This window comes from Klebsiella sp. F11 (genome assembly GCF_056712265.1).
In genome coordinates this window covers 5,313,580-5,338,150 of sequence record NZ_CM160060.1, presented here as the reverse complement: position 1 = coordinate 5,338,150, position 24,571 = coordinate 5,313,580, and the positions used below count along the sequence as shown (strand labels likewise).

The window sequence follows — 24,571 nt, the reverse complement described above, 5'->3', positions numbered from 1 at the left end:
GCCCATAAAGGAGGCAGGGCGAAAATGAGGAAGAGAAATTATCGCCCTGGTCAGCGTCCGCTGCTGACCGGGGCAGAATAGGAAAACGGCAGAGGGTAAGCAATCTGCCGTTTTTGTTGTCGCGTTCAGGCTCGCAAAATGATCACGTTGTTACGCTCCTCTTCAGGAGGATTGCGTCGCGCGTCCCAGCCAGCTATCCCAGTCTTTCCACACCGGCTGCAGCCCGCGAGCGACCAGGGCGCTGGCGACCTCTTCCGGGCGGCGGCCATCGTGAGGCGCAAACTGCTCCAGCTCGGGATGATTATCGGCGTAGCCGCCGGGCTGCGTTTTTGAAAATGCGCTGACGTTGTTGATGGCCAGCGGGATCACCCGATCGCGAAAATCGGGGGCTTCGCGGGTGGAGAGCGACAGTTCAACCTCCGGCGCCAGCAGGCGGAAGGCGCAGATGGTCTGTACCAGCTGGCGCTCATCCATCAGCGATGCCGGTTCGATCCCGCCGGCGCACGGCCGCAGCCGGGGAAAGGAGACCGAGTAGCGGGTGCGCCAGTAATGCTGCTGGAGCCACAGCAGGTGCTCGGCGACCATGTAGCAATCCACGCGCCAGCTATCGGAGAGGCCAATGAGCGCCCCCAGGCCGATCTTATCGATCCCCGCTTCGCCAAGGCGATCCGGCGTATCCAGGCGCCAGAAGAAGTCCTGCTTCTTCCCCTTCAGATGATGCTGGGCGTACATGCTTTCATGGTAGGTTTCCTGATAGACCATCACGCCGTCCAGGCCGAGCGTTTTCAGCTCGGCGTACTCTTCGGTGCTCAGCGGCTGCACCTCCATCTGGAGGGAGGAGAAGCGGCTGCGGATCGCCGGCAAATGCTGGCGAAAATAGTCCATCCCCACTTTGCCCTGATGTTCGCCGGTGACCAGCAGCAGATGCTCAAAGCCCATCTGGCGGATGGCGGCGCACTCGCGGGTAATTTCATCGCTATCCAGCGTCTTGCGCTTGATGCGGTTGCTCATCGAAAAGCCGCAGTAGGTGCAGTCGTTAGCGCACAGGTTAGAGAGATAGAGGGGAACGTAGAAACTGACGGTGTTGCCAAAGCGCTGGCGGGTCAGGCGCTGCGCGCGCTGCGCCAGCGGCTCCAGATAGCCGGCGGCGGCGGGGGAGAGCAGGGCCATCATATCGTCGCGAGTCAGCTGTTTTGCCGCTATCGCCCGCTCGACGTCGGCAGGCGTTTTGCTGTTGATGCGCAGGCGGATGTCATCCCACTCCAGCTGCTTCCAGCGGTCGGTGAAGGTGCTCATGCCAGCGCCTCCAGAAAACCGGTCAGCGGGCTGGTGGCCTGCGCCTGCGAGCTGCGCGCGCCGGGCCCGGCCTGACGGGCCAGCAGGCCCGCTTCTACCGCCAGACGAAACGCGCGCGCCATCGCTACCGGATCGTCGGCAACGGCGATTGCGGTATTCACCAGCACCGCGTCGGCGCCCATCTCCAGCGCCTGCGCCGCATGGCTGGGCACGCCAATACCGGCGTCAACGACCACCGGTACCGTGGCCTGGGCGATAATGATTTCCAGCATAGCGCGGGTTTCCAGGCCCTGATTGGAGCCGATGGGCGCACCGAGCGGCATCACCGCCGCGCAGCCCGCCTCCTCCAGCCGTTTACACAGCACCGGGTCGGCGCCGCAGTAGGGGAGAACCACGAAACCTTCCTGTACCAGGATCTCCGCCGCCTTTAGGGTTTCGATGGGGTCCGGCAGCAGCCAGCGCGCGTCCGGATGAATCTCCAGCTTTAACCAGTGAGTGCCAAGGGCTTCCCGCGCCAGGCGGGCGGCGAACACGGCTTCTTCCGCCGTTTTCGCTCCCGAGGTATTCGGCAGCAGGCTGACGCCGGCGGCCAGTAAAGGCGCGAGGATCGCATCATTGTGCTGACGTAAATCGACGCGCTTCATCGCCAGCGTCACCAGCTGGCTTCCCGAGGCGCGGATCGCCTCGACCATCAGCTCCGGTGCGGAAAATTTCCCGGTACCAGTAAAAATGTGTGAGTCGAACGTTTTGTCTGCGATACGTAGCATGTCAGCCTCCGGCGATAACCTGAAAAAGCAGGACCCGATCGCCTTCCTGCAGAAGATGGTGATCCCACCGCTCGCGCGGCAGAACCTGTTGATTGAGCGCCAGCGCGATGCCCGCCTGCTGCTGTTCCAGCTGAACGAGCAGGGCGGCAACGGTGATCGCGTCGGCGCAGCGGAGCGGCTCGTCGTTAAACCAAATCTGCATGTTGTCCTCCGCATACCGGACAGCTCTGCGCCCGCTGCAGCGTCAGGCTGCGCCAGGCGCTGCAGCGGGCGTCAAACAGCCGCAGCGTATTACGCGGCGCGGTCATGCCGGAGAGCAGCTTGATAGCCTCCAGCGCCTGCAGCGTCCCCATTATGCCGACCACCGGCCCGATAACGCCCGCGGTGCGGCAGCTGCGCTCGGGTTCGGCCGTATCCGGCCACAGGCAGCGATAGCAGCCCTGCTCCCACGGCGGGGTCAGGACCATCAGCTGCCCGCCAAGGCCGACGGCGCTGGCGGTAATTAGCGGCGTTTTCTGGCCCACGCAGGCGGCGTTGATAGCCTGACGGCTCTCCATGTTGTCGGTGCAGTCCAGCACCAGATCGGCCTGCGCCACCTCGGCCAGCAGCGCTTCGCCGGCCAATCGCTGTCGCAGGGGGATAACATCGATTTGCGGATTGAGCCGCACCAGCCGCTGGCGGGCCGCTGTCGCTTTCGGCCGGGCAATGTCGTCGCTGGTGAACAAAATCTGCCGCTGCAGGTTGCTGACGTGGACATCGTCGTCGTCGGCGAGGACCAGCGTACCGACGCCGGCGCCCGCCAGATAGAGCGCCGCGGGGGAGCCGAGCCCGCCGAGGCCAACGATCAGCACCCGACTGGCCAGCAGCTTCTGCTGGCCTTCGATGGCGATATCTTCCAGCATCAGCTGGCGGCTGTAGCGCATAAAATCGCTATCGTTCATCGCCTGCTCCCGCCATGTCCAGCAGCTGCGCGGTGGCCAGCTGCCAGTCCGCCGCCTGGGTAATCGCGCTGACCACGGCGATGCTGCCAACGCCGGTGCCGAGAACCGCCGGCGCGCGTTCGAGGCTGATGCCGCCAATGGCCACCGTCGGGTAGTCCTGCAGGCGGCCGATATGCCGGGCCAGCTGCTCCAGCCCCTGCGGAGCGGAAGGCATCCGCTTGGTTTGCGTCGGGAAAACGTGGCCCAATGCGATATACGAGGGGCGGGCGGCCAGCGCGACGTCAATCTCCATATCGTCATGCGTCGAGACGCCGAGGCGCAGCCCGGCGTTGCGGATCGCGTTCAGGTCCGTCGTTTCCAGGTCCTCCTGGCCCAGGTGCACGCCGTAGGCCTGGTGCTTAATGGCCAGCTGCCAGTAGTCGTTGATAAACAGCCGGGCGTGATATTGACGGCCAAGCGCGATAGCGGCGATAACGTCCTCCTCAACGTCGGCCTCGCGCTTATCCTTAATTCGCAGCTGGATGGTGCGCACGCCCGCTTTCAGCAGGCGTTCAATCCACGCCACGCTATCGACGACCGGGTAGAGTCCTAAACGAAACGGGACCGGGGGAAAATCGGGTTGATACATCAGGCTTGCTCCTTACGTAAATAGATTTCGCCGCCGCGGGCGCGGAAGTCCTGCGACATATCGGCCATTCCGCTTTCGATATCCTGGCGGGCGGCGTAGTCGCGCACTTCCTGGCTGATTTTCATTGAACAGAATTTGGGTCCGCACATGGAGCAGAAGTGGGCGACTTTTCCCGACTCCTGCGGCAGGGTTTCATCGTGATAGGCGCGGGCGGTGAACGGGTCGAGGGCGAGGTTGAACTGGTCCTCCCAGCGGAACTCAAAACGCGCTTTTGACATGGCGTTATCGCGGATCTGCGCCCCGGGATGGCCTTTGGCGAGGTCGGCGGCGTGGGCGGCGATTTTGTAGGTAATCAGCCCCTGCTTCACGTCCTCTTTGTTCGGCAGACCGAGGTGCTCTTTCGGCGTCACGTAGCAGAGCATCGCGCAGCCAAACCAGCCGATCATCGCGGCGCCAATGCCGGAGGTGAAGTGATCGTAGCCGGGAGCGATATCGGTGGCTAACGGCCCGAGGGTATAGAACGGCGCTTCGTGACAGTGCTCCAGCTCTTCGGTCATGTTGCGGCGGATCATCTGCATCGGCACGTGACCAGGACCTTCAATCATCACCTGCACGTCGTACTCCCAGGCGATTTTCGTCAGCTCACCTAAGGTTCGCAGCTCGGCAAACTGCGCTTCATCGTTGGCGTCCTGGATCGAGCCCGGGCGCAGGCCGTCGCCGAGCGAAAGCGAAACGTCGTAGGCGGCGCAGATTTCACAAATTTCGCGGAAGTGCTGATAGAGGAAGTTTTCCTGATGGTGCGACAGGCACCATTTCGCCATGATCGAACCGCCGCGGGAGACAATGCCGGTGAGGCGTTTCGCCGTCAGAGGCACGTAGCGCAGCAGGACGCCGGCGTGGATGGTGAAGTAGTCAACGCCTTGCTCCGCCTGCTCCAGCAGGGTATCGCGAAACGCTTCCCAGCTCAGGTCCTCGGCAATACCGTTCACTTTTTCCAGCGCCTGATAGATCGGCACCGTACCGATAGGCACCGGGCTGTTGCGCAGGATCCATTCGCGGGCTTCATGGATATAGCGGCCGGTGGAGAGATCCATCACCGTATCCGCTCCCCAGCGGGTTGACCACACCAGCTTTTCCACCTCCTCCTCAATGGACGAGGTGACGGCAGAGTTGCCGATATTGGCGTTAACTTTGACCAGAAAATTACGGCCGATGATCATCGGCTCCGACTCGGGATGGTTAATATTGGCGGGAATAATGGCGCGCCCGGCGGCCACTTCGTCACGGACAAACTCCGGCGTGATGTTATCCGGTAGATGGGCGCCAAACCCTTCCCCCGGGTGCTGGTGGCGCAGTACTGCGCTACGAATGCGCTCGCGGCCCATATTTTCGCGGATGGCGATAAACTCCATCTCCGGCGTAACGATCCCCCGGCGGGCGTAGTGGAGCTGAGTCACGCGGCGGCCTGCGCGGGCCCGCTTTGGCGTCAGCAGGCGGCTGAAGCGCAGCTCATCGAGGCCGTCGTCGGCCAGGCGCTGCTGGGTGTAAGCGGAGCTGCGATTGTTCAGCGGTTCGCTATCGTTACGTGCGTCAATCCACGGCTGGCGCAGCTTTGCCAGACCCTGGTGGACATCGATCGTGGTATCGGGGTCGCCGTAGGGACCGGAGGTGTCGTACACCGGGAGCGCTGCGTTATCTTCATAGCGCGGATTTTCTTTGCCGCCGCCGATAAGAGTGGGGCTAAGCTGGATTTCCCGCATCGGGACGCGAATAGCCTCCTGCGAACCCTGAATGTAGATACGCTGCGAGTTGGGGAAGGCCGAGCCTTCAAGCGTGTCGATAAAACGCTGGGCGCGTTCGCGCTGCTGTCGGCGGGTCAGTTTTTCTGTAGACATAGCTCATTCCAGATGAAAAGGAGATGGCTTGTTAGACGACGGATGGAGTAACAGATGCGTTTAGTCCCTGAGGGACGGCCGCTCTTTGCAGTTTACTCTTGTTCCCTTCGCAGGTATTAGCCTGATCAGGTTCCGCGGATCCCGAATTAACGGTCTCAGCCTTTTCCACTTTATCCTTCGCGCTGCCTCTTCGTTGGCTTCGTCCGCTCACTCCAGTCACTTACTGATATAAGTTCCTGGAGGTTCACTGACTTGCCATCTTGAGGCATCACGAATGCTGTTGTGGAAAATAGGCACTCCGACAAGATAACGCTCCCTCCGCAGAGGGAGAATGTATGTAAACTACTCGTTAACGGCTCACAACTCAAGCAGTCGGCGCGATATTGTCGCTGATGCTGTCTTTCAGGTTATAGGTCACGGCCAGCGCGATCAGCTTATCTTCAAGCGCAAAACGCGCTTCCAGCGCTTCACCGATATCTGAGAGCGCCTGCTGAAACTCGAGATAGTTATCGTGATCGATCGCGTTTTCGAGGCAGGAGTCGTAATAATCCATCATCTGCTGGGTGTTGGCTTCCAGCTGTGGATAGAGCCTGGTAGCGGCTAAAAGTGGCGTATCGCCTTCCATTTCTCCGATAATGCGTTCATAAATACTAAAATGGCCGGATGAGAGGTAATCCACCAGGCTTTGGCAAAAGTTATCCAGCGCCTTTTCATTAAGCCGCATAAATGACTCTTTGCCAGGTTTCAGGCCAACCAGCTTGTAGTAAGCCACGAGCAAATGCTTACGTACATGCAGCCAGCGATCGACCAGTTCATTACTGCCTCCAACACGTTCCGTTAGGTTTTCCAGCTGGTTTAACATGGTTGACTCCGCAAGATTAAGAAAAATAACGTTGCTCACCAAAATGTAAATATAATGTTAAAAGTGCCAGTAAAATTAAGGTAGTGCAATAGATATGGATCGTATTATTGAAAAATTAGATCGCGGCTGGTGGATCGTCAGTCACGAACAAAAATTATGGTTACCCGACGGGGAATTACCACACGGCGAAGCGGTAAATTTTAATCTTGTCGGCCAGCAGGCGCTGCGGATTGGCGAATGGCAAGGCGACGCGGTATGGCTGATACGCCAGGATCGTCGACAGGATATGGGATCGCTGCGGCAGCTGCTGGATCAGGATCCCGGCCTGTTTCAGCTGGCGGGCCGCGGCATTCAGCTGGCCGAGTTTTATCGCTCGCATAAGTTCTGCGGCTACTGCGGGCATCCGATGCACCCGAGCAAAACCGAATGGGCGATGCTGTGTAGCCACTGCCGCGAGCGCTACTATCCGCAAATCGCGCCGTGCATGATTGTCGCCATTCGCCGGGATGACACCATTCTGCTGGCGCAGCATACCCGCCACCGCAACGGCGTACATACGGTGCTGGCCGGCTTTGTCGAAGTCGGGGAGACCCTCGAGCAGACGGTGGCGCGCGAGGTGATGGAAGAGTGCGGCATTAAGGTGAAGAATCTGCGCTACGTGACCTCCCAGCCGTGGCCGTTTCCGCAGTCGCTGATGACCGCATTTATGGCGGAATACGACAGCGGGGAGATTGTCATCGATCGCAAAGAGCTGCTGGAGGCGGGCTGGTATCGCTACGACGACTTGCCGCTTCTGCCGCCGCCGGGAACCGTGGCGCGCCGGCTGATTGAAGATACGGTGGCAATGTGTCGGGCCGACTATGAATGACGTGATACAATGACGGCCTGACGCATTAAGGAACTGCAAAATGACCGAACTGAAGAACGATCGTTATCTGCGTGCGCTGCTGCGCCAGCCCGTTGACGTGACCCCGGTGTGGATGATGCGCCAGGCGGGCCGCTATTTACCGGAGTACAAAGCCACTCGCGCCGAAGCGGGCGATTTTATGTCGCTGTGTAAAAATGCCGAGCTGGCTTGCGAAGTGACGCTGCAGCCGCTGCGCCGCTATGCGCTGGACGCGGCGATCCTCTTTTCAGACATTCTGACCATTCCGGACGCGATGGGCCTGGGGCTCTACTTTGAAGCCGGCGAAGGCCCGCGCTTTACCTCGCCAGTTACCTGCAAAGCCGACGTCGACAAACTGCCGATCCCCGATCCGGAAGATGAGCTCGGCTATGTAATGAACGCGGTGCGTACCATCCGCCGTGAGCTAAAAGGCGAGGTTCCGCTGATTGGCTTCTCCGGCAGCCCGTGGACGCTGGCGACCTATATGGTTGAAGGCGGCAGCAGCAAAGCCTTTACCGTGATCAAGAAGATGATGTACGCCGAGCCGAAGACGCTGCACGCCTTGCTCGATAAGCTGGCCAAAAGCGTCACGCTGTACCTGAACGCGCAAATTAAAGCCGGCGCGCAGTCGGTGATGATTTTCGATACCTGGGGCGGAGCGCTGACCGGCCGCGATTATCAGCAGTTCTCGCTCTACTACATGCATAAAATCGTCGATGGCCTGCTGCGCGAAAATGAAGGCCGCCGCGTGCCGGTGACCCTGTTTACCAAAGGCGGCGGACAGTGGCTGGAAGCGATTGCGGAGACCGGCTGCGATGCGCTGGGCCTCGACTGGACTACCGATATCGCCGATGCGCGCCGTCGCGTTGGCCACAAGGTCGCGCTGCAGGGCAATATGGATCCCTCCATGCTTTATGCACCCGCGGCCCGCATTGAAGAAGAGGTGGCGACCATCCTGGCCGGCTTTGGGCAGGGAGAAGGCCACGTCTTTAACCTCGGTCACGGCATTCATCAGGACGTGGATCCTGCGCATGCCGGCGTGTTTGTGGAGGCGGTACACCGGCTGTCGGCGCAGTATCATCGCTAAGGAGCGACTATGGATTTGGCTTCTCTCCGGACCCTGCAGCGGGATTTAGCAGAATCGGTCATTCGTGAAGATCGGCTGGATCGCGATCCGCCGCGGCTGATCGGCGGCGCGGATGTGGGGTTTGAGCAGGAGGGAGAAGTCACCCGCGCGGCGATGGTGCTGCTGGCCTGGCCTTCGCTGGAGCTGGTTGAGTATCAGGTGGCGCGCGTTGCCACCACCATGCCCTATATTCCCGGCTTCCTCTCCTTTCGTGAAACTCCCGCGCTGCTGGCGGCGTGGGAGCTGCTTTCGCAGAAACCGGATCTGCTGTTCGTTGACGGCCACGGCATTTCCCATCCCCGCCGTCTTGGCGTAGCCAGCCATTTCGGGCTGTTGGTGGATGTGCCCACCATCGGCGTGGCGAAAAAGCGCCTGTGCGGCAAATGCGACTCTCCGGGCGATGAACCGGGGGCACTGTCGCCGCTGATGGATAAAAACGAACAGCTGGCGTGGGTGCTGCGCAGCAAGGTGCGCTGTAACCCGCTCTTTGTCAGCACCGGCCACCGGGTTGGCCTGGATAGCGCCCTAATGTGGGTGGAGCGCTGTATGAGAGGCTATCGCCTGCCGGAGCCGACGCGCTGGGCGGATGCGGTGGCATCGGAGCGCCCGGCGTTTATCCGTTGGCAAGCAAATCACGGCTGATTCAGGTAAACTGCGGCTAATTTCTGACTTCGAGAATTCATCATGTTACAAAACCCGATTCATCTGCGCCTGGAGAAGCTGGAAAGCTGGCAGCACGTCACTTTTATGGCCTGCTTGTGTGAGCGCATGTACCCCAATTACGCCATGTTTTGCCAGCAAACCGAATTTGCCGATGGCCAGCTGTATCGCCGTATCCTCGATCTGATCTGGGAAACCTTAACGGTTAAAGACGCAAAGGTGAATTTCGATAGCCAGCTGGAGAAACTGGAAGAGGCGATTCCGGTGGCTGACGACTATGATCTGTACGGCGTCTATCCGGCGATCGATGCCTGTGTTGCTCTGAGTGAACTGATTCATTCGCGCCTGAGCGGCGAAACCCTCGAGCACGCCATTGAGGTGAGCAAGAGTTCCATTACCACCGTCGCGATGCTGGAAATGACCCAGGCAGGTCGTGAAATGACCGACGAAGAGCTCAAAGAGAACCCGGCGGTTGAACAAGAATGGGACATTCAGTGGGAAATTTTCCGCCTGCTGGCCGAGTGCGAAGAGCGCGATATTGAACTGATAAAAGGACTGCGTGCCGACCTTCGTGAAGCCGGCGAGAGCAATATTGGTATAAATTTTAAGCAATGAGACCAGAAAACGTGATTTACCGCCTGAATTGTAGCGTCTGAAGGCTTCCATTCCGCCCCCCGTCTGGTCTACATTTGGAGGGCGAAAAAAAGTGGCTATCGGTGCGTGTATGCAGGAGAGTGTTTTTCAGCATTTCCGTCGCACTCGGTGCTTAGCAAGCGATAAACACATTGTAAGGATAACTTATGAACAAGACTCAACTGATTGATGTAATTGCGGACAAAGCTGACCTGTCCAAAGCGCAGGCAAAAGCTGCCCTGGAATCTACCCTGGCTGCAATTACTGAGTCTCTGAAAGAAGGTGATGCTGTCCAACTGGTTGGCTTCGGTACCTTCAAAGTGAACCACCGCGCTGAGCGTACTGGCCGCAACCCGCAGACCGGTAATGAAATCAAAATTGCCGCTGCTAACGTGCCGGCGTTTGTTTCAGGCAAAGCACTGAAAGACGCAGTTAAGTAAGACCGCGTGGCAGTGAACTGTTTTACCGAAGGGGCCTCGAAGCCCCTTTTGTCTGTTTGGCGTCGCGCGCTGACGCTGGCAGGCGTACTGCTGCTCACTGCCTGCAGCCATGATTCCTCGCTCCCGCCTTTTACCGCCAGCGGCTATGCTGACAATCAGGGAGCGATGCGGATCTGGCGCCAGGATTCCCATGGCGAGGTGCATCTTCTCGCCGCTTTTAGCCCGTGGCGTCACGGCAATACCTCAACCAGCGAGTACCGCTGGCAGGACGATCGGCTGACGCTGATTGAGCTCAACGTTTACGGCAAGACCACGGAACATATTCGCGCCCGCTTTGATGACCAGGGCGAGCTGAGCTTTATGCAGCGTGAAATCGACGGGCAAAAGCAGCAGCTCTCCAGCGACCAGGTCGCGCTCTACCGCTACCGGGCGACGCAGATTCGCCAGACCAGCGACGCATTGCGTCAGGGCCGCGTTGTGCTGCGTCAGGGACGCTGGCACGCCGATCGGACCGTCACCACCTGTGAAGGGCAGACCGTTAAGCCCGACCTCGATGCCCGGTCGTTAGCCCATATCGCCCGCCGTCAGGATCACTCGTCCGTAGAGGTCAGCGTCGCGTGGCTGGAAGCCTCTGAAGGTTCGCAGCTGCTGCTGGTGGCAAACGAAGACTTCTGTACCTGGCAACCGCAGGAAAAAACCTTCTAACGCTTTATCCGCGCTTCATCTCCTCTTGCTTCGCCGCTCCTTGCAGAGCCGTACTCCGCGCATGACAAATAAAACGGGCGGCCACAAATTAATGAGGCCGCCCGTTAATACAGAAGGGAGCGTAAACCCGACGGATGAAATGACGCCGTTAGTTTTGCTCGCGAGCGATGGCGCGCCAGCCGATATCGCCGCGGCTAAAGCTGCCGGTCCAACGGATGTCGGTAAGCAGTTCATAGGCGCGCTGCTGCGCCTGAGCCACGCTATCGCCCAGCGCCGTTACGCACAGTACGCGTCCGCCGTTGGTGAGCACGCGCTGGTCGGCAGAAAGCCGGGTGCCCGCATGGAACACTTTGCCATCCGCCGCGTCTTCCTGCGGCAGGCCGAAGATCTCATCGCCGGTAGCGTAGCTGCCCGGATAGCCGCCCGCGGCCACAACCACGCCGAGAGAGGCGCGGCTGTCCCACTCTGACGTTTTCTCATCCAGCTTGCCGTCGCAGGCAGCGAGGCACAGCTCCACCATGTCCGACTTCATGCGCAGCATGATGGGCTGCGTTTCCGGATCGCCGAAGCGGCAGTTGAACTCGATAACTTTCGGGTTGCCCTGCTTATCGATCATCAGACCGGCGTAGAGAAAGCCTGTATAGGTATTGCCTTCCGCCGCCATCCCTTTGACCGTTGGCCAAATGATACGCTCCATGGTGCGCTGATGAACCTCATCGGTGACCACCGGGGCCGGAGAGTACGCGCCCATGCCGCCGGTGTTAGGACCCGTATCGCCATTACCGACGCGTTTGTGGTCCTGGCTGGTGGCCATCGGCAGAACGTGCTCGCCATCGACCATCACGATAAAGCTGGCCTCTTCGCCGTCGAGGAACTCTTCAATAACGATGCGATGGCCGGCGTCGCCGAAGGCATTGCCTGCCAGCATATCGTGAACGGCGGCTTCCGCCTCTTCGAGCGTCATCGCGACAATCACGCCTTTCCCGGCCGCCAGGCCGTCGGCTTTGATAACGATCGGCGCGCCTTTCTCCCGCAGGTACGCGAGGGCAGGCTCAATCTCGGTAAAGTTTTGGTACTCGGCGGTGGGGATCTTATGGCGCGCGAGGAAATCTTTAGTGAAGGCCTTAGAGCCCTCGAGCTGAGCGGCACCTTCCGTTGGGCCGAAGATTTTCAGTCCGGCGGCGCGGAAGGCATCCACGATACCGATTACCAGCGGCGCTTCAGGGCCGACGATGGTCAGATCGATATTTTCACGCTGTGCGAAGCTCAGCAGCGCCGGAATGTCGGTCACGCCGATCGCCACGTTCTGCAGCGCGGGTTCCAGGGCGGTGCCGGCATTACCCGGAGCCACATAAACGGTATCAACCAGCGGCGATTGCGCTGCTTTCCAGCCTAACGCGTGCTCGCGCCCGCCGTTACCAATCACTAATACTTTCATCTGTTACTCCGTGAATTAATGGCGGAAATGGCGCATGTCGGTGAAGATCATCGCGATGCCGTGCTCGTCGGCGGCGGCAATGACTTCATCGTCGCGAATAGAGCCGCCCGGCTGGATCACGCAGCTCACGCCCACGGCCGCGGCCGCATCAATGCCGTCACGGAACGGGAAGAATGCGTCGGATGCCATGGCTGAGCCTTTCACTTCCAGGCCTTCGTCGCCGGCTTTAATCCCGGCAATTTTGGCGGAGTAAACGCGGCTCATCTGGCCTGCGCCTATGCCGATGGTCATATTCTCTTTGGCATAAACGATAGCGTTGGATTTGACGAACTTGGCCACTTTCCAGCAGAACAGCGCATCGCGCAGCTCCTGCTCGCTTGGCTGGCGCTTGCTGACCACGCGCAGTTCACCGCTGGTGACCATACCCAGATCGCGATCCTGCACCAGCAGCCCGCCGTTAACGCGTTTGAAATCAAGGCCTGGTACGCGTGAGGTCCACTCGCCGCAGGTCAGCACGCGGACGTTCTGTTTCGCCGCGGTGATTTTCAGCGCCTCTTCGCTAGCGGAGGGGGCGATGATCACTTCGACAAACTGGCGGGAGATAATGGCCTGCGCGGTTTCGGCATCCAGCTCGCGGTTGAAGGCGATAATGCCGCCGAACGCTGAGGTCGGATCGGTTTTATAGGCGCGGTCGTAGGCATCCAGCAGGGAATCGCTTACCGCAACGCCGCACGGATTGGCGTGCTTGACGATAACGCACGCCGGCTCGCTGAACTCTTTCACGCACTCCAGCGCCGCATCGGTATCGGCAATGTTGTTGTAGGAAAGCGCTTTGCCCTGCAGCTGCTGGGCGGTGGCAACGGATGCTTCCTTAATTTCTTCTTCTATATAGAAGGCGGCCTGCTGATGGCTGTTCTCGCCGTAGCGCATATCCTGCTTCTTAATGAAGTTCAGGTTCAGGGTACGCGGGAAGCGGCCTGAAGCTTCCTGAGTTTCACCGTGATAGGCCGGAACCATGCTGCCGAAGTAGTTGGCAATCATGCTGTCATAGGCGGCGGTGTGCTCAAAAGCTTTAATGGCGAGGTCAAAACGGGTTTCGAGAGTCAGGGAGCCTTCGTTGGCGTCCATCTCTTTAATAATGGCGGCGTAGTCGCTGCTCTTAACAACGATCGCGACATCTTTATGGTTCTTGGCTGCGGAGCGCACCATGGTCGGGCCGCCGATATCGATGTTCTCAACCGCATCTTCCAGCGAGCAGCCTTCACGGGCGACGGTCTGGGCAAACGGGTAAAGGTTAACGACGACCATATCAATAGGAGAGATAGCGTGCTGCGCCATGATCTCATCATCCTGACCGCGACGACCCAGAATACCGCCGTGTACTTTCGGATGCAGGGTCTTCACGCGTCCATCCATCATTTCCGGGAAACCGGTGTAGTCAGAGACTTCGGTTACCGGCAGGCCTTTCTCTGCCAGCAGGCGTGCGGTACCGCCCGTAGAGAGTAGCTCAACACCACGAGCGGAAAGAGCCTGCGCGAATTCGACGATACCGGCCTTATCAGAAACACTGAGCAGGGCGCGGCGGACTGGACGACGTTGTTGCATGGTATTAAATCCCCAGGATTTGAACATTACAGAGAGCGTTAGGTGAGTTTTTGCCTAAAAACTCACCTAACGCACCCAACCGGGCGTCCGTGTCATAGCGCGGCATTGTAACGAAAACGTTTGCGCAACGCTCGCGAATTTTTATCTTTCTCTTAGCAGGGCGAAATCTTTCCTTATCTCTCCTTAATAGAAGAGCGTAACGACGGCCTTTATAGAGAAGGAACGCCGACGGTCTGTGGATAATTCTGTGCGTAACAGGGTATAAACCGGGGTTTTGCTGGGGAATGCAGCAGTCAGTCATTTTTCTGCAATTTAACTATTGCGGGCGCTCGAGAACTCCCTATAATGCGCCTCCATCGACACGGAACAACGGCAAACAAGCCGCCGGGTTGACAGAGAAACATCTGAAATTCAGGGTTGACTCTGCAAGAGGAAAGCGTATTATACGCCACCTCGCAACGGTGAGCGAAAGCCGCGTTGCACTGCTCTTTAACAATTTATCAGACAATCTGTGTGGGCACTCAAAGTGACATGGATTCTTAACGTCCTCGGACGAAAAATGAATACCAAGTCTCTGAGTGAACATACGTAATTCATTACGAAGTTTAATTCAAGAGCATCAAACTTAAATTGAAGAGTTTGATCATGGCTCAGATTGAACGCTGGCGGCAGGCCTAACACATGCAAGTCGGGCGGTAGCACAGAGAGCTTGCTCTCGGGTGACGAGCGGCGGACGGGTGAGTAATGTCTGGGAAACTGCCTGATGGAGGGGGATAACTACTGGAAACGGTAGCTAATACCGCATAACGTCGCAAGACCAAAGTGGGGGACCTTCGGGCCTCATGCCATCAGATGTGCCCAGATGGGATTAGCTTGTAGGTGAGGTAATGGCTCACCTAGGCGACGATCCCTAGCTGGTCTGAGAGGATGACCAGCCACACTGGAACTGAGACACGGTCCAGACTCCTACGGGAGGCAGCAGTGGGGAATATTGCACAATGGGCGCAAGCCTGATGCAGCCATGCCGCGTGTATGAAGAAGGCCTTCGGGTTGTAAAGTACTTTCAGCGAGGAGGAAGGTGTTGAGGTTAATAACCTCAGCAATTGACGTTACTCGCAGAAGAAGCACCGGCTAACTCCGTGCCAGCAGCCGCGGTAATACGGAGGGTGCAAGCGTTAATCGGAATTACTGGGCGTAAAGCGCACGCAGGCGGTCTGTTAAGTCAGATGTGAAATCCCCGGGCTCAACCTGGGAACTGCATTTGAAACTGGCAGGCTTGAGTCTTGTAGAGGGGGGTAGAATTCCAGGTGTAGCGGTGAAATGCGTAGAGATCTGGAGGAATACCGGTGGCGAAGGCGGCCCCCTGGACAAAGACTGACGCTCAGGTGCGAAAGCGTGGGGAGCAAACAGGATTAGATACCCTGGTAGTCCACGCTGTAAACGATGTCGACTTGGAGGTTGTTCCCTTGAGGAGTGGCTTCCGGAGCTAACGCGTTAAGTCGACCGCCTGGGGAGTACGGCCGCAAGGTTAAAACTCAAATGAATTGACGGGGGCCCGCACAAGCGGTGGAGCATGTGGTTTAATTCGATGCAACGCGAAGAACCTTACCTGGTCTTGACATCCACGGAATTCAGCAGAGATGCTTTAGTGCCTTCGGGAACCGTGAGACAGGTGCTGCATGGCTGTCGTCAGCTCGTGTTGTGAAATGTTGGGTTAAGTCCCGCAACGAGCGCAACCCTTATCCTTTGTTGCCAGCGGTTAGGCCGGGAACTCAAAGGAGACTGCCAGTGATAAACTGGAGGAAGGTGGGGATGACGTCAAGTCATCATGGCCCTTACGACCAGGGCTACACACGTGCTACAATGGCATATACAAAGAGAAGCGACCTCGCGAGAGCAAGCGGACCTCATAAAGTATGTCGTAGTCCGGATCGGAGTCTGCAACTCGACTCCGTGAAGTCGGAATCGCTAGTAATCGTGGATCAGAATGCCACGGTGAATACGTTCCCGGGCCTTGTACACACCGCCCGTCACACCATGGGAGTGGGTTGCAAAAGAAGTAGGTAGCTTAACCTTCGGGAGGGCGCTTACCACTTTGTGATTCATGACTGGGGTGAAGTCGTAACAAGGTAACCGTAGGGGAACCTGCGGTTGGATCACCTCCTTACCTGAAAGAACCTGCCTTTGTAGTGCTCACACAGATTGTCTGATAGATGTAGAGAAGCAAGACGGCTGCGAAGTCGAGACACTTTGTGTCCCCTTCGTCTAGCGGTTAGGACTCCGCCCTTTCACGGCGGCAACAGGGGTTCGAATCCCCTAGGGGACGCCACTTGCTGGTTCGTGAGTGAAAGGCACAACCCATCAGTATCTCAAAACTGATTACGCTATGAAAATAGCAAGTCACGTTTGAGATATTTGCTCTTTAAAAATCTGGATCAAGCTGAAAATTGAAACGACACATCGTTTCCTTCCTCCGTAATTAAGAAAGGAAAAGCGGTGTGTTCGAGTCTCTCAAATTTTCGCAACGCGACTGTTTTACGAAACAGCTTCGGGTTGTGAGGTTAAGCGACTAAGCGTACACGGTGGATGCCCTGGCAGTCAGAGGCGATGAAGGACGTGCTAATCTGCGATAAGCGTCGGTAAGGTGATATGAACCGTTATAACCGGCGATTTCCGAATGGGGAAACCCAGTGCAATTCGTTGCACTATCGTTAAGTGAATACATAGCTTAACGAAGCGAACCGGGGGAACTGAAACATCTAAGTACCCCGAGGAAAAGAAATCAACCGAGATTCCCCCAGTAGCGGCGAGCGAACGGGGAGCAGCCCGGAACCTGAATCAGTTTGTGTGTTAGTGGAAGCGTCTGGAAAGTCGCAGGGTACAGGGTGATACTCCCGTACACTAAAATGCACATTCTGTGAGTTCGAAGAGTAGGGCGGGACACGTGGTATCCTGTCTGAATATGGGGGGACCATCCTCCAAGGCTAAATACTCCTGACTGACCGATAGTGAACCAGTACCGTGAGGGAAAGGCGAAAAGAACCCCGGCGAGGGGAGTGAAAAAGAACCTGAAACCGTGTACGTACAAGCAGTGGGAGCCTCTTTTATGGGGTGACTGCGTACCTTTTGTATAATGGGTCAGCGACTTATATTCTGTAGCAAGGTTAACCGTATAGGGGAGCCGCAGGGAAACCGAGTCTTAACTGGGCGTTAAGTTGCAGGGTATAGACCCGAAACCCGGTGATCTAGCCATGGGCAGGTTGAAGGTTGGGTAACACTAACTGGAGGACCGAACCGACTAATGTTGAAAAATTAGCGGATGACTTGTGGCTGGGGGTGAAAGGCCAATCAAACCGGGAGATAGCTGGTTCTCCCCGAAAGCTATTTAGGTAGCGCCTCGTGAACTCATCTTCGGGGGTAGAGCACTGTTTCGGCTAGGGGGTCATCCCGACTTACCAACCCGATGCAAACTACGAATACCGAAGAATGTTATCACGGGAGACACACGGCGGGTGCTAACGTCCGTCGTGAAGAGGGAAACAACCCAGACCGCCAGCTAAGGTCCCAAAGTCATGGTTAAGTGGGAAACGATGTGGGAAGGCCCAGACAGCCAGGATGTTGGCTTAGAAGCAGCCATCATTTAAAGAAAGCGTAATAGCTCACTGGTCGAGTCGGCCTGCGCGGAAGATGTAACGGGGCTAAACCATGCACCGAAGCTGCGGCAGCGACGCGTATGCGTTGTTGGGTAGGGGAGCGTTCTGTAAGCCGTTGAAGGTGGCCTGTGAGGGTTGCTGGAGGTATCAGAAGTGCGAATGCTGACATAAGTAACGATAAAGCGGGTGAAAAGCCCGCTCGCCGGAAGACCAAGGGTTCCTGTCCAACGTTAATCGGGGCAGGGTGAGTCGACCCCTAAGGCGAGGCCGAAAGGCGTAGTCGATGGGAAACAGGTTAATATTCCTGTACTCGGTGTTACTGCGAAGGGGGGACGGAGAAGGCTATGTTAGCCGGGCGACGGTTGTCCCGGTTTAAGCATGTAGGCGGAGGTTCCAGGTAAATCCGGAACCTTTTAACGCTGAGGTGTGACGACGAGGCACTACGGTGCTGAAGTAACAAATGCCCTGCTTCCAGGAAAAGCCTCTAAGCATCAGGTAACATCAAATCGTACCCCAAACCGACACAGGTGGTCAGGTAGAGAATACCAAGGCGCTTGAGAGAACTCGGGTGAAGGAACTAGGCAAAATGGTGCCGTAACTTCGGGAGAAGGCACGCTGATGGTAAGTGAAGCGACTCGCTCGTGGAGCTGAACTCAGTCGAAGATACCAGCTGGCTGCAACTGTTTATTAAAAACACAGCACTGTGCAAACACGAAAGTGGACGTATACGGTGTGACGCCTGCCCGGTGCCGGAAGGTTAATTGATGGGGTTATCCGTAAGGAGAAGCTCTTGATCGAAGCCCCGGTAAACGGCGGCCGTAACTATAACGGTCCTAAGGTAGCGAAATTCCTTGTCGGGTAAGTTCCGACCTGCACGAATGGCGTAATGATGGCCAGGCTGTCTCCACCCGAGACTCAGTGAAATTGAACTCGCTGTGAAGATGCAGTGTACCCGCGGCAAGACGGAAAGACCCCGTGAACCTTTACTATAGCTTGACACTGAACACTGGTCCTTGATGTGTAGGATAGGTGGGAGGCTTTGAAGCGTGGACGCCAGTCTGCGTGGAGCCATCCTTGAAATACCACCCTTTAATGGCTGGTGTTCTAACGTGGGCCCGTAATCCGGGTTGCGGACAGTGTCTGGTGGGTAGTTTGACTGGGGCGGTCTCCTCCCAAAGAGTAACGGAGGAGCACGAAGGTTAGCTAATCCTGGTCGGACATCAGGAGGTTAGTGCAATGGCATAAGCTAGCTTGACTGCGAGCGTGACGGCGCGAGCAGGTGCGAAAGCAGGTCATAGTGATCCGGTGGTTCTGAATGGAAGGGCCATCGCTCAACGGATAAAAGGTACTCCGGGGATAACAGGCTGATACCGCCCAAGAGTTCATATCGACGGCGGTGTTTGGCACCTCGATGTCGGCTCATCACATCCTGGGGCTGAAGTAGGTCCCAAGGGTACGGCTGTTCGCCGTTTAAAGTGGTACGCGAGCTGGGTTTAGAACGTCGTGAGACAGTTCGGTCCCTATCTGCCGTGGGCGCTGGAGAATTGAGGGGGGCTGCTCCTAGTACGAGAGGACCGGAGTGGACGCATCACTGGTGTTCGGGTTGTCATGCCAATGGCATTGCCCGGTAGCTAAATGCGGAAAAGATAAGTGCTGAAAGCATCTAAGCACGAAACTTGCCCCGAGATGAGTTCTCCCTGACTCCTTGAGAGTCCTGAAGGAACGTTGAAGACGACGACGTTGATAGGTCGGGTGTGTAAGCGTAGCGATACGTTGAGCTAACCGATACTAATGAACCGTGAGGCTTAACCTTACAACGCCGAAGCTGTTTTGGCGGATTTGAGAAGATTTTCAGCACTGATTCAGAGTTGAGTACGCAATAATTTGCGCAGCAGCAAGGCGGCAAGCGAAGGAAAGGAAGGAGCATACTGGAGTATGTGACTGAGTTTACGAGCGCAGGCAACGCAGCTGATGCGATAAAGAATGGCGTACTGAGCACAAAGAATTTGCCTGGCGGCAACAGCGCGGTGGTCCCACCTGATCCCATGCCGAACTCAGAAGTGAAACGCCGTAGCGCCGATGGTAGTGTGGGGTCTCCCCATGTGAGAGTAGGGAACTGCCAGGCATCAAATAAAACGAAAGGCTCAGTCGAAAGACTGGGCCTTTTGTTTTGTCTGACGTTTGTCGGTGAGCGCTCTCCGGAGGAGGACAAATCCGCCGGGAGCGGATTTGAACGTTGCGGAGCAACGGCCCGGAGGGTGGCGGGCAGGACGCCCGCCATAAACTGCCAGGCATCAAATCAGTAAAAAGCCCATCCTCGCGGATGGGCTTTTTGCGTTTTGGACTATTCATCTTCATCAATATAGAGTTGCCTGAGTGCGCTCATATTCACGATTAAAATCTTGCCGTATTTTGCCTCAATCCATCCCAACTTTTCCCATGCAACCAGACGCTTATTAATAGTCTGACGGGTGGTATTGATAATGGTTGCCAGGTCGTCCTGGGTTAAGTAAAGGTTGATTAATACGCCTTTCTCATGCCATTCGCCATAGCCTTCCGACAAGCTCACCAGACGTTTCGCCAGACGGGCTGAGACGGATAAAAGCGCGCTGTCATGGAGCATCGTGAAGGCGTTGCGCACCACTTTACACAGCAGTAGTGCCAGAAAATGGTGGAGGATGGGATAGTGCTGCAAAAGCGACTCCACGTCGCGTGGTTTCAGCGTCAGCAGTATTGTTTTGCCAAGAGCTCTGGCATCGTGGGTACGGGCTGATTTGTCGATCATACCGATTTCACCAAACCAGTTACCGGGTGAAAGATAGCGGAAAATGCACTCTTTGCCATCGGCTGAGACGGAGCTGACTTTGACGGATCCGGTAATGACCGCATACAGCGCCTGTGATTCATCTCCCCGATAGTGGATCACTTCACCGTTTTCATACTGATAAAAGCTGGCACGGGACAACATCTGCCCACTAAGATAATCAGGTAGCGCCCGGAACCAGCTACTGGTCAGCAGGATAGCCTGGATCTCATCCTGCTGAAGATTCCATTCATGTGACTCCTGTGCTACAGCCAATATCTTAACCATCGTTGTTGCTGTCCTGATGTTGATTATTGTCGCAGCACTGTATCATTTCCGATTAATCAGAGTGACTGAGATACGTCGTCTCACTGGATTTCATGGCGTGTGCCGGGGAGGCTACCATCCGCGCTTTATCAATCCCAAACCGTCGCAATGCCAGAATCATCAGGCTACCTGATGCCGTGACTAGTGCGAGGAAATAGAGCCCTGCCTGCGGTGAGTTGAAGGAATGCTCTGCCCAGACGCGTAAATTCGGGGCGACGAACCCTCCTAAATTGCCCATTGAATTAATGAGAGCGATCCCCGAAGCCGCGGCTGCTCCGCCCAGGTACGATGAGGGAAATGTCCAGTAAAGCGGCTGCATGGCAAGGTGTCCCGCAGCCGCAACGCATAGGGCGACAATCGCGATGAGCGGTATACTCTCAGCGAAGCCCGATAACGCGATCCCCACGGCTCCGCACATGAAAGTGACAGCTGCAACGTAGCGGCGTTCCTGCAGTTTTTCGGAGATCCGTGGCACGTAATACACCGCAATGGCGGCACACAACGGTGGGATAGCGGTGACAAAGCCAACCAGCAGACCGACTTTCGTGCCCATCAGAGTGGCGATCTGGGTTGGCAGGAAGAAATAGATCCCGTAACCGCAAACCTGGACGGTGAACCAAATCAGGCATAGGTAGAGCACGCGTACATCCAGTAGCGCTTGCCACACGCCTTTCGGACCATGGGCCAGTTTCATCTGCTCTTCATGATTAAGCGTCTGGCTTAGCGCCACTTTTTCTTGCTGCGTTAACCACCTGGCGTCGTCAGGACGATCGTCCAGATAGAAAAAGACCCAAATCCCGACGGCTGAGGCCAACAAACCTTCGACGACGAACATCAACTGCCAGCCATGTAGGCCGAATGCCAGCGTCGTACCTTCCAGAGAAAGCAGCGAGCCGGAAAGCGGGCCGCCGATGATAAAGGCCAGCGGTGCACCAAACAGAAAATAGCCGGTAACTCGTGCGCGGATATGTTGCGGGAACCAGAAAGTCAGATAGAGAATGACGCCGGGAAAGAACCCTGCTTCACTCACCCCCAGCAGAAAACGTAAGAAGATAAACATCGTTTCTGTATGTGCAAACATCATTGCCGCAGAGACCAGACCCCAGGTGATCATGATCCTCGCCAGCCAGACTCGGGCGCCAATGCGGTAAAGCAGAATATTACTTGGGACTTCAAAAAGGGCATAACCAATAAAAAAGATACCGGCGCCAAAAGCGTAGGCTGCATCGCTTAGCCCCGTGTCCAGCTGGAATTCTTGTTTTGCAAAGCCGATATTTGAACGATCCAGATAGGCCAGAATAAACATCAGCGTGACCATCGGGATGATCCGTCGTATGGATTTACGTATTGCCTGTGATAAATCAAGATCGGTAGGGGCGGGCATAGTTCACCTCTTGGTATTTGTCATTATTTTTGTCGTCCAGACGATGTACCTGTAAGAGTTATCTGACGCTGAAACGCTCAAGGGCTTCCCGCCGCAGCGTGGTGCCTGCGCCTGGCGCCGTGGGGAGAGAATAGAATCCCTCTTTCACTTCTACCGGGTCGACGAAACACTCCAGCGTCCAGGGGATGAATTCCAGCAGCGAGCAGGCCGGGTGCGCCATGACCAGATGCAACTGAGCCTGCATCATGTCGCCGTGATGTGGTGTTACCGGTAGGTTAAATGCCAGTCCGAGGTCGGCAATTTCCCAGACTGCCGTCAGTCCACCGCAGCGCGTGGCGTCTGGTTGTAGGTAATCGACCGCCCCAGCGAGTACAAACTCTTTAAAAGAATCAAAATGATATAGTAGTTCTCCTAGGGCTAGAGGTGTGCTGATATGCCTGGCCAGCGCGCGGTGACTGGATACATCGTCGTGCCACATCGGCTCTTCAAACCAGGTAATGTTAAAATCAGCCAGCCGTGAACCATACTGTTTGGCAGTGCTGATATTCCATTTGGCGTTCGCATCCACCATCAGATTGACGTCATCGCCGATCGCTTTTCTGACGGCTTCAATCCGCCTGAGGTCTTCTCGCGGGTCTGGCTTGCCGATTTTCATTTTGATGGCATTAAAGCCCTCTTCAAAAATCATCTTCTTACAGTCATCGACCAACTCGGCGGTCTCCCTGACTAACCAGCCACAATCGGTGTTATAGGCGGTAATGCGAGTGTGCTGTGAGCCGCCAAAAATTTTCCACAGCGGCTGTTCGACCATCTTGGCTTTCAGATCCCACAGCGCAATATCAATGGCAGAGAGCGCCATCTGCATCAATCCTCCGCGTCCTACCCAGATATTGGTTGAACTGTGGGATAATTTACGGTGCAGGTAACGAACTTCATTGGCATCTTCTCCGAGTAGCATCGGACCGAAAACATCGCTGATAATGGTGGTGAGCAATCTGTCGGTAGCGATATCAGCATGGGTACCCGTATAACCGTAACCGACCAGACCATTGTCCGTCTCAATCATGACACCGGGCATGCCCCAGTGTGTAATGCTGTGTGTAGAATCGCCGATGATATTTTTTGTTACCGGCACGTGCATAATAAATGTCGTCAATTTGGTGATTTTCATGCTTGCTTCCTGTGGAGACCTGATGGATTGCCGCAATGTAGCAATGGTCTTTCGGGAAGGCTGTCAAACGGTTTACACATCACCAGCGGTTGGCGAGATTAATTAAAATATTTGATACGGATCGCGAATTGCTCCCATCTTCCTGGCGGGGATGGCCTTTTTATCTTTTTTATTCTTTGATAAGCAGTAACGGATAGACACGGCTCGGGCCGTCAATCTCACAACGTCTCGCTACGTTAAACCGAATGGGGTTGAAACTTTCTCACCTTCCGCTTGCAGACTCGACATTTTATTTATTCCTGGTTATTGTTAGCTGTCTGGATGTCTAAACGTTTATACGTATGCTATGAGGTAATAAAGTTATGCCTATTCGGGTGCAGGACGAGCTACCGGCCGTCAATTTCTTGCGCAGTGAGAACGTTTTTGTGATGACGACAACGCGCGCAACGACTCAGGAAATTCGCCCGCTGAAGGTGCTTATCCTTAACCTGATGCCGAAGAAAATCGAGACCGAAAACCAGTTCCTGCGGCTGCTATCGAACTCTCCGCTCCAGCTTGATATCCAGCTGCTGCGTATCGACGCGCGTGAATCCCGCAACACGCCAACCGAGCATCTGAACAACTTCTACTGTAACTTTGAAGACATCTGTGACCAGAACTTTGATGGCCTGATCGTCACCGGCGCGCCGCTGGGGCTGGTCGAATTTAACGACGTCGCCTACTGGCCGCAGATTAAGCAGGTGCTGGAGTGGGCAAAGGATCACGTGACCTCAACGCTGTTTGCCTGTTGGGCCGTACAGGCCGCGCTCAATATCCTTTATGGCATCCCCAAGCAAACCCGCACTGAAAAAATCTCCGGCGTCTTTGAGCACCATATTTTGCACCCGCACGCGCTGCTGACCCGCGGTTTCGACGATACCTTCCTCGCGCCACACTCGCGCTACGCCGATTTTCCGGCCGCATTGATCCGCGACTATACCGATTTAGAGATCCTGGCAGAAACCGAAGAGGGTGATGCCTATCTGTTCGCCAGCAAAGATAAGCGCATTGCCTTCGTCACCGGCCACCCGGAATACGATGCTAATACCCTGGCGGGCGAGTTTTTCCGCGATGTGGAAGCGGGCCTCAGCCCGGAAGTTCCGGCCAATTATTTCCCGCACGATGACCCGCAAAACACACCGCGGGCCAGCTGGAGAAGTCACGGAAACCTGCTGTTTGCCAACTGGCTGAACTACTATGTCTACCAAATCACGCCATACGATCTGCGGCATATGAATCCGACTCTGGATTAATCCTCCAGCCAACGCGATCCTAAAGCGTTTCAGCATTTTGCCTCTGGCACCTTCGGGTG

The 24,571-nt window shown here is 56.3% G+C and carries 19 protein-coding genes, 1 tRNA gene and 3 rRNA genes; 11 read left to right on the top strand and 12 right to left on the bottom strand.

Features of this window, described 5'->3' with window-relative positions:
• Positions 1 to 162: 162 nt before the first annotated feature.
• The 7 genes from thiH to rsd form a co-directional block, all read right to left on the bottom strand.
• A complete protein-coding gene (thiH, locus tag AC1M2H_RS26195) occupies positions 163 to 1,296 on the bottom strand; it encodes a 2-iminoacetate synthase ThiH (RefSeq protein ID WP_480149646.1) in 1,134 nt (377 codons plus the stop codon).
• Entirely contained in the window at positions 1,293 to 2,063 is a 771-nt protein-coding gene (gene thiG, locus AC1M2H_RS26190) for a thiazole synthase (protein ID WP_480149645.1), read from the bottom strand. Before thiG ends, thiH begins: the two co-directional genes overlap by 4 nt.
• Before the next feature lies 1 nt (position 2,064).
• Positions 2,065 to 2,265 (bottom strand): sulfur carrier protein ThiS, encoded by a 201-nt coding sequence (thiS, locus tag AC1M2H_RS26185; protein WP_480149644.1) that lies wholly within the window; start codon positions 2,263 to 2,265, stop codon positions 2,065 to 2,067.
• Positions 2,249 to 3,004, bottom strand: coding sequence for a HesA/MoeB/ThiF family protein (locus AC1M2H_RS26180; protein ID WP_480149643.1), 756 nt, complete (start codon positions 3,002 to 3,004; stop codon positions 2,249 to 2,251). The genes thiS and AC1M2H_RS26180 overlap by 17 nt, the downstream gene beginning before the upstream one ends.
• The gene (thiE, locus tag AC1M2H_RS26175; RefSeq protein WP_480149642.1) at positions 2,994 to 3,632 is read right to left on the bottom strand and encodes a thiamine phosphate synthase; all 639 of its coding nucleotides are present in this window, start codon (positions 3,630 to 3,632) and stop codon (positions 2,994 to 2,996) included. The genes AC1M2H_RS26180 and thiE overlap by 11 nt, the downstream gene beginning before the upstream one ends.
• A complete protein-coding gene (thiC, locus tag AC1M2H_RS26170; RefSeq protein WP_480149641.1) occupies positions 3,632 to 5,527 on the bottom strand; it encodes a phosphomethylpyrimidine synthase ThiC in 1,896 nt (631 codons plus the stop codon). Before thiC ends, thiE begins: the two co-directional genes overlap by 1 nt.
• Positions 5,528 to 5,891: 364 nt before the next feature.
• On the bottom strand, positions 5,892 to 6,389 hold the full coding sequence (gene rsd / locus AC1M2H_RS26165; protein WP_480149640.1) for a sigma D regulator: 498 nt from the start codon (positions 6,387 to 6,389) through the stop codon (positions 5,892 to 5,894).
• A 94-nt stretch (positions 6,390 to 6,483) separates the two neighbouring features.
• Here rsd and nudC point away from each other — a divergent pair, with 94 nt between their 5' ends.
• The 6 genes from nudC (at position 6,484) to AC1M2H_RS26135 (ending at position 10,839) form a co-directional block, all read left to right on the top strand.
• Positions 6,484 to 7,257: an NAD(+) diphosphatase gene (gene nudC, locus AC1M2H_RS26160; protein WP_480149639.1), complete on the top strand. Its 774-nt coding sequence runs from the start codon at positions 6,484 to 6,486 to the stop codon at positions 7,255 to 7,257.
• 40 nt (positions 7,258 to 7,297) lie between these two features.
• Positions 7,298 to 8,362, top strand: coding sequence for a uroporphyrinogen decarboxylase (gene hemE, locus AC1M2H_RS26155; protein WP_480149638.1), 1,065 nt, complete (start codon positions 7,298 to 7,300; stop codon positions 8,360 to 8,362).
• A 9-nt stretch (positions 8,363 to 8,371) separates the two neighbouring features.
• Entirely contained in the window at positions 8,372 to 9,043 is a 672-nt protein-coding gene (gene nfi / locus AC1M2H_RS26150; RefSeq protein WP_480149637.1) for a deoxyribonuclease V, read from the top strand.
• Positions 9,044 to 9,085: 42 nt separating this feature from the next.
• A complete protein-coding gene (locus tag AC1M2H_RS26145; RefSeq protein WP_480149636.1) occupies positions 9,086 to 9,676 on the top strand; it encodes a YjaG family protein in 591 nt (196 codons plus the stop codon).
• 185 nt (positions 9,677 to 9,861) lie between these two features.
• The gene (hupA, locus tag AC1M2H_RS26140) at positions 9,862 to 10,134 is read left to right on the top strand and encodes a nucleoid-associated protein HU-alpha (protein ID WP_004097675.1); all 273 of its coding nucleotides are present in this window, start codon (positions 9,862 to 9,864) and stop codon (positions 10,132 to 10,134) included.
• 12 nt (positions 10,135 to 10,146) lie between these two features.
• Entirely contained in the window at positions 10,147 to 10,839 is a 693-nt protein-coding gene (locus AC1M2H_RS26135) for a DUF1481 domain-containing protein (RefSeq protein WP_480152039.1), read from the top strand.
• Positions 10,840 to 10,987: 148 nt separating this feature from the next.
• Here the strand turns inward: AC1M2H_RS26135 and purD are convergent, their stop codons facing one another.
• The gene (gene purD / locus AC1M2H_RS26130; protein ID WP_480149635.1) at positions 10,988 to 12,277 is read right to left on the bottom strand and encodes a phosphoribosylamine--glycine ligase; all 1,290 of its coding nucleotides are present in this window, start codon (positions 12,275 to 12,277) and stop codon (positions 10,988 to 10,990) included.
• Between the two features lie 15 nt (positions 12,278 to 12,292).
• Complete coding sequence (gene purH / locus AC1M2H_RS26125; protein WP_480149634.1) at positions 12,293 to 13,882, bottom strand: bifunctional phosphoribosylaminoimidazolecarboxamide formyltransferase/IMP cyclohydrolase; 1,590 nt, start codon at positions 13,880 to 13,882, stop codon at positions 12,293 to 12,295.
• 627 nt (positions 13,883 to 14,509) lie between these two features.
• Here purH and AC1M2H_RS26120 point away from each other — a divergent pair.
• The 4 genes from AC1M2H_RS26120 to rrf all read left to right on the top strand — a co-directional run bounded on the left by AC1M2H_RS26120 (position 14,510) and on the right by rrf (position 19,660).
• Positions 14,510 to 16,049, top strand: a 16S ribosomal RNA gene (locus AC1M2H_RS26120).
• Between the two features lie 87 nt (positions 16,050 to 16,136).
• Positions 16,137 to 16,211, top strand: a tRNA-Glu gene (locus AC1M2H_RS26115).
• A 230-nt stretch (positions 16,212 to 16,441) separates the two neighbouring features.
• Positions 16,442 to 19,348: ribosomal RNA gene (locus AC1M2H_RS26110) — 23S ribosomal RNA — on the top strand.
• A gap of 196 nt (positions 19,349 to 19,544) precedes the next feature.
• Positions 19,545 to 19,660 (top strand): 5S ribosomal RNA (gene rrf / locus AC1M2H_RS26105).
• The 16S, 23S and 5S rRNA genes sit together here with 1 tRNA gene alongside, the layout of an rRNA operon.
• A 219-nt stretch (positions 19,661 to 19,879) precedes the next feature.
• Here the strand turns inward: rrf and AC1M2H_RS26100 are convergent.
• From AC1M2H_RS26100 to AC1M2H_RS26090, 3 genes are read right to left on the bottom strand one after another with little or no spacing between them, the layout of a single operon-like run.
• Positions 19,880 to 20,626 carry a Crp/Fnr family transcriptional regulator gene (locus AC1M2H_RS26100; RefSeq protein WP_480149633.1) on the bottom strand — a complete coding sequence of 249 codons (747 nt, stop codon included), beginning with the start codon at positions 20,624 to 20,626 and terminating at the stop codon, positions 19,880 to 19,882.
• Positions 20,627 to 20,678: 52 nt separating this feature from the next.
• Positions 20,679 to 22,049, bottom strand: a complete 1,371-nt coding sequence (locus tag AC1M2H_RS26095) for an MFS transporter (protein WP_480149632.1) — start codon at positions 22,047 to 22,049, stop codon at positions 20,679 to 20,681.
• Positions 22,050 to 22,107: 58 nt separating this feature from the next.
• Entirely contained in the window at positions 22,108 to 23,220 is a 1,113-nt protein-coding gene (locus AC1M2H_RS26090; RefSeq protein ID WP_480149631.1) for a mandelate racemase/muconate lactonizing enzyme family protein, read from the bottom strand.
• A gap of 362 nt (positions 23,221 to 23,582) precedes the next feature.
• Between AC1M2H_RS26090 and metA the strand changes: the two genes are divergently transcribed.
• Positions 23,583 to 24,512 (top strand): homoserine O-succinyltransferase MetA, encoded by a 930-nt coding sequence (gene metA, locus AC1M2H_RS26085; RefSeq protein ID WP_480149630.1) that lies wholly within the window; start codon positions 23,583 to 23,585, stop codon positions 24,510 to 24,512.
• Positions 24,513 to 24,571 lie beyond the last annotated feature (59 nt).

What these genes read in the sequence shown, in the direction of transcription:
- thiH (WP_480149646.1), bottom strand. Translation starts at nt 1,296, where the DNA reads ATGAGCACCTTCACCGACCGCTGGAAGCAGCTGGAGTGGGATGACATC.
- thiG (WP_480149645.1), bottom strand. Translation starts at nt 2,063, where the DNA reads ATGCTACGTATCGCAGACAAAACGTTCGACTCACACATTTTTACTGGT.
- thiS (WP_480149644.1), bottom strand. Translation starts at nt 2,265, where the DNA reads ATGCAGATTTGGTTTAACGACGAGCCGCTCCGCTGCGCCGACGCGATC.
- AC1M2H_RS26180 (WP_480149643.1), bottom strand. Translation starts at nt 3,004, where the DNA reads ATGAACGATAGCGATTTTATGCGCTACAGCCGCCAGCTGATGCTGGAA.
- thiE (WP_480149642.1), bottom strand. Translation starts at nt 3,632, where the DNA reads ATGTATCAACCCGATTTTCCCCCGGTCCCGTTTCGTTTAGGACTCTAC.
- thiC (WP_480149641.1), bottom strand. Translation starts at nt 5,527, where the DNA reads ATGTCTACAGAAAAACTGACCCGCCGACAGCAGCGCGAACGCGCCCAG.
- rsd (WP_480149640.1), bottom strand. Translation starts at nt 6,389, where the DNA reads ATGTTAAACCAGCTGGAAAACCTAACGGAACGTGTTGGAGGCAGTAAT.
- nudC (WP_480149639.1), top strand. Translation starts at nt 6,484, where the DNA reads ATGGATCGTATTATTGAAAAATTAGATCGCGGCTGGTGGATCGTCAGT.
- hemE (WP_480149638.1), top strand. Translation starts at nt 7,298, where the DNA reads ATGACCGAACTGAAGAACGATCGTTATCTGCGTGCGCTGCTGCGCCAG.
- nfi (WP_480149637.1), top strand. Translation starts at nt 8,372, where the DNA reads ATGGATTTGGCTTCTCTCCGGACCCTGCAGCGGGATTTAGCAGAATCG.
- AC1M2H_RS26145 (WP_480149636.1), top strand. Translation starts at nt 9,086, where the DNA reads ATGTTACAAAACCCGATTCATCTGCGCCTGGAGAAGCTGGAAAGCTGG.
- hupA (WP_004097675.1), top strand. Translation starts at nt 9,862, where the DNA reads ATGAACAAGACTCAACTGATTGATGTAATTGCGGACAAAGCTGACCTG.
- purD (WP_480149635.1), bottom strand. Translation starts at nt 12,277, where the DNA reads ATGAAAGTATTAGTGATTGGTAACGGCGGGCGCGAGCACGCGTTAGGC.
- purH (WP_480149634.1), bottom strand. Translation starts at nt 13,882, where the DNA reads ATGCAACAACGTCGTCCAGTCCGCCGCGCCCTGCTCAGTGTTTCTGAT.
- AC1M2H_RS26100 (WP_480149633.1), bottom strand. Translation starts at nt 20,626, where the DNA reads ATGGTTAAGATATTGGCTGTAGCACAGGAGTCACATGAATGGAATCTT.
- AC1M2H_RS26095 (WP_480149632.1), bottom strand. Translation starts at nt 22,049, where the DNA reads ATGCCCGCCCCTACCGATCTTGATTTATCACAGGCAATACGTAAATCC.
- AC1M2H_RS26090 (WP_480149631.1), bottom strand. Translation starts at nt 23,220, where the DNA reads ATGAAAATCACCAAATTGACGACATTTATTATGCACGTGCCGGTAACA.
- metA (WP_480149630.1), top strand. Translation starts at nt 23,583, where the DNA reads ATGCCTATTCGGGTGCAGGACGAGCTACCGGCCGTCAATTTCTTGCGC.